A 4,365-nucleotide genomic window follows, 5' to 3' on the forward strand; every position below is an offset into this window, starting at 1 on the left:
TGTCGAACGCGACGATGTCGGCACCTTCGGTAGCCAGGCGCAGCGCCTCTGCGCGGCCCTGACCGCCCGCCCCGGTGATGAACGCCACTTTTCCTTCGAGTCGTCCCGTCCGCCTGCCCTCTCGTACGCCCAAGAATACGATGGATAGTAGATCGATTAACAAGGGACGGCAAGCGTGCTGACCCTTCGTGGGGCCGCGATACCCCGAACTCCCGGTGGGCTCTCGGCGCACCGGCGAGCGATCGCAGCCCCTCACTTGTGCGACTAGCAATTTCGATCGCTGGTTTAAGTCGTCAGACTGTTCACGATCATGACCGCCTCGAATAATGCGGTCGCTCCCGCTGCACCTAGAGATAGCGCGGTCGTCCTCACCGCAGCATCGGCCATCGCATGCGATATGCCACCCCCCGCTGGGCGTCGCCGGGCGCAGCGGGTGGCCTCCAGGCGATAGGTCGACGGGTGTCGGCGCAAGCTCGTGACCACCTCGCGTGTCGCGGGGTCGACGCACCACAACTTGGCTGTGCGTTTCCGCAGCTTAGGAACACTATGAGCCGCTTCCACTCAGAGCGGATCTCGGTTAACTTAACAAGCGTTGTTAAACTAGCTAGCGCACTTTGCCAGGACACGCCTACCTACTTTGAACAAACCTCGGCGTGTCGCAAAAGCTTGCTAATCTTCCCTGCATATGCCGAGTTCAGTTGTTGATGAGGTTCTGAACTGGCTGCTAACCCTCGAGTCTCGTTGTTATCTGTCGCGGTGTGCGACTGGCGAGAGCCAACCGGAGATTCTTCGTGTCGCGGTGAAGCTGGCCCAGGAGACTGCCGCTAGGAGCTCTGGGTCTGTGGGCTGTGAGTTGCGAAATCCAGCGATGATTTTCTCGTCAATTTGGTACGGAGCAATCGCTACTAGCAAGGCGAGTCTTGCTGCCGCACGATCGTGGTCGTCGAGGCCTGTGACTGCTTCTTCTACCCAGCTCCGACTGATGCCCGGCTCTTCTCCGCCCCATTTGGCCACCCGATCCTGAACTAGCTGTCGCACGGGCGCTGCTAGCGCCTTTTGGCCGAGTTCTTCGATGGTGGCCTCGGCGCTGCCAAACGCTGCGGCAAGAGCTGGCCGCGGCGCAGTCCATGCGAACTCCGGGGACGGCTTGGCCCGGGGAAGTGTGCCAACGGCGCCGCCGGACTTCACTTTAACTTTCATGATCCGCTTGCCGGCCATTGATCCGGCCGCGCTGATCGTGGCGCCTCTTAGCCAGGAGAGCTTGGCGGGCAGCGGGACAGGGCCATCGGGAAGAAATACTTGCACGACCCTGTCGATGTAGTGGAAACAGGCAGCGGAGGCGACGATCTCGGGTGCCTCGGCGGCGGTGAAAGGCGGCTCGCGCAAGATGTCGGCGCCGGGCCGGCGATTGGCGAACGCCCACTTCGCTACCGCTCGTGTTTTGGCGTCGCCGATGAGACCGAGTCGGTGGGCGCGAATTGCGTCGGCGGTGCTCTTGGCGTCCGCGCCGGCAAGGAGCATGCTGTGCGCGTCAACGCAGAACGAACATTGGTTGATCGCCGACACGCCTTCGCAGACGACTTCGCGCAGGCTGCGACTCACGGGTCCCGCGACGATGGATTCTCGCAGCATCGCCCACACCGCCGCCAGTAGCTGAGGGATGGGTGCGTGCAGCGTGACGGGCGGCACGAGTTGAAACTCGTGCCGCATCTGCCCATAGACGTCCGCTACCAGGCCCTCAGCGTCCCGGGCAGCAACGATGTTGATGTGCTTGATGATTCGCGGCGCGAGGCTGGTGAACAGCGCTTCTTCAATGTGCGTCGATAGTCGAGCCATGGTGATCTCCTCGTCTCGAGATTGGAGGGGTGGTGTCGATTGCCGAGTGCGTGTCTCGATCGGCTCATGCCGCGCGGTGACGGACGCCGGTTCGGCCGCCCTGCAGGTGGCTGCGGCGTGGTTCTGTTCGCTCGATCAGCGGTACGGCTAGTTGCGTTTGGCGGGCACCGCGCTTCGTTGCGCGGCGATTGTTTGGTGGTAGGTGCGGCCGCGGCTCATGCCGACAAGACGGGCGAACGGGCGCCGCGTGAGGGCGGAGGCGAGAAAGTCGCCGATGCGCGGTGAGACCGCCTCGCCGAGCAGCAGCGTGGCGGCCGGTCGGGGCAGGACGACACGCGGTGTTCCGCGGCGCACCGCCTTCAGTACGGCGCGTGCGACGTGTTCGGGCGACAGTGGGGTCATGTGGCGGAACGGGGGCGGCATCTGGGCTTCGTCCACTTCGTGCAGGAGGTCTGTGGCGGTAAGCGCGGGATGAATCACCGAGACCTGAATGTTGCTGCCGGCCAGTTCTTGACGTAGTGCGTCAGAGAATGCTGAGACGCCGTGCATGACGATCGCGTAGCCACCGAAACGGGCGAAAGCTTTGCGCCCCATGACCGATGACATGTTGACGATCGCGCCCGAATGCTGACGGCGCATTATTGGTAGCACCTGTCGCGTGAGGTAGATCGCCCCAAATAGGCTGGCCTGCAGGGTTGAACGCAGATCTTCTTCGAATTCCGCGGCCTCGATCGCGCTGACCTTACCGATCCCGGCGTTGTTCACCAGAACGTCGATCCTGCCGAACCGCTGCATCGCCGTGTGCAGTAACGCATCGACATCCGATGTCGACGTTACGTCGGTCGGCACCCAGTGGGCTTGGCCACCCAGGTCGCGGATCTCTTGGTGCACCGCTTGAAGTCGCTCAGATGAGCGGGCCGCGAGTACCAACGTGGCTCCTTGGCGGGCAAAGGCCAGCGCGACAGCCTTGCCGATCCCGCGCGAAGCGCCGGTCACCAGAACAACTTTGTTCTTAAACGCTGCGGTCATTTCGTGCTCCTAGGTTTTGAGGGGGTGTTTGCGAGGACTTGCTGGGACCGTCAGGCTTGGGCCAGCGCAGGGTCGTGCACGCCCAGGCCTGTCGTGCGTTTCTCAGCGGATTCGTCGACGGTCTCGCGGGCGGGCAGCAGCCACGCGACGATGACGGAGGCAGTGAAGGCGATGCCGGCGCACACGAGGGTCCCGATGTGTAGCCCGTCGTGAAAGGCGTTGTTGACCGCGTCGCGGACCGTGTCGACTTGCCCTGCGGGCACGTGCGCAATGACACTGTGCGCCACTGCCATTGAGCGGCTCATCGCGACGTGGAGTCCGGTCGGCAGCCCGGAGAGGGCGTCGGCCGAATTGATGCCGCGGCTGTACAGCGAGGCGAAGACGCTGCCGACGATGGCCACGCCCAGAGTGCCACCGAATTCCCTGGTGGTGTCATTGACCGCAGAGCCGACCCCCGCCTTGTCTGCAGGTAGCGATCCCATGATGGCTTCGGTAGCCGGTGCGGTGGTCAGGCCGAGGCCGCCGCCCAGCAGCAACATCTGTAGCGCGATATCGGTGTAGTTGGTTGCCGCGGCCACGGTGGATGCCCATGCCAGTCCGGCCGCGAAAATCGCCAGGCCCCCGGCGACGATGACCGTGGAGCCGACCCGCTCGACTAGTCGCGGTCCCACAATGCTGGCGATAGCGATCGACGCAGCGACGGGCAGCAGCCGCAGCCCGGTCTCAAAAGCGCTGTACTCCTTGACGAATTGGAAGTATTGCGTGATGACGAAGATGAAGCCGAACAGTGTCAGGAAGCCAGATGTGATCGCCAGGCTGCCGCCGGAGAACCGGCGGTTGGAAAACACCGTGACGTCGAGCATGGGATGGGTGCTGCGTCGTTCCCAGGTGGTAAAACAAGCGAGAATGGTTGCGGCCAAGACGAATCCGATGATGGTCCGCTCGTTGGTCCATCCCCAGGTCGGCGCCTCGATGACTGTATAGACGAGCGACGTGATGCCGGCGGCCGACAGAATCAGGCCCGGAACGTCGACGCGCGGCGCCGTGCGGTCGCGGGAGGTCGGCACGAACAGCAGGCCACCGATGATCGCCAGCGCGGCGATCGGGATGTTGACCATGAAGACCGAGCCCCACCAGAAGTGTCCGAGTAGCCATCCGCCGCTGATCGGCCCGACTGCCACGCCGACGCCGACCATGGCCGCCCACAGTCCGATCGCCTTGGCACGCGTGACCGGGTCGGTGAAGATATTGGTGATCAGGCCCAGGGTCGTTGGGAAGATCACCGCCGCGCCGACTCCCATCGCGCCACATGCTGCGATGAGGGTGTCCGCTGACGTCATCTGGGAGGCGATGCCGGAAGTGATGGCGAACAAGGTCAGACCCGCGATGAGAAATCCGCGTCTGCCGTAGCGGTCGCCCAGGCTGCCAGCCGACAGCAGCAACCCTGACATGACGAGTGTGTAGGCATCGACAATCCACTGCAGTTGCGCGGTGTCGGCG

The 4,365-nt window shown here is 63.6% G+C and carries 3 protein-coding genes and 1 pseudogene; all 4 read right to left on the minus strand.

Going from position 1 to position 4,365, the window contains the following annotated elements; all coding sequences use genetic code 11:
* Nucleotides 1–133, minus strand: a pseudogene (locus WAN02_RS23840) (hypothetical protein); the annotation flags it as partial.
* A 611-nt stretch (nt 134–744) separates the two neighbouring features.
* On the minus strand, nt 745–1,836 hold the full coding sequence (locus tag WAN02_RS23845) for a carboxymuconolactone decarboxylase family protein (protein ID WP_422267025.1): 1,092 nt from the start codon (nt 1,834–1,836) through the stop codon (nt 745–747).
* A 147-nt stretch (nt 1,837–1,983) separates the two neighbouring features.
* Nucleotides 1,984–2,865: an SDR family NAD(P)-dependent oxidoreductase gene (locus tag WAN02_RS23850; protein ID WP_422267027.1), complete on the minus strand. Its 882-nt coding sequence runs from the start codon at nt 2,863–2,865 to the stop codon at nt 1,984–1,986.
* Nucleotides 2,866–2,915: 50 nt separating this feature from the next.
* Nucleotides 2,916–4,365: MFS transporter (locus WAN02_RS23855; RefSeq protein WP_422267029.1), on the minus strand; the 1,450-nt coding region annotated here is incomplete at its 5' end.

Origin of the sequence: Mycobacterium sp. (assembly GCF_049281135.1) — a bacterium.
Classification (GTDB): Bacteria; Actinomycetota; Actinomycetes; order Mycobacteriales; family Mycobacteriaceae; genus Mycobacterium.

What these genes read in the sequence shown, in the direction of transcription:
- WAN02_RS23845 (WP_422267025.1), bottom strand. Translation starts at nt 1,836, where the DNA reads ATGGCTCGACTATCGACGCACATTGAAGAAGCGCTGTTCACCAGCCTC.
- WAN02_RS23850 (WP_422267027.1), bottom strand. Translation starts at nt 2,865, where the DNA reads ATGACCGCAGCGTTTAAGAACAAAGTTGTTCTGGTGACCGGCGCTTCG.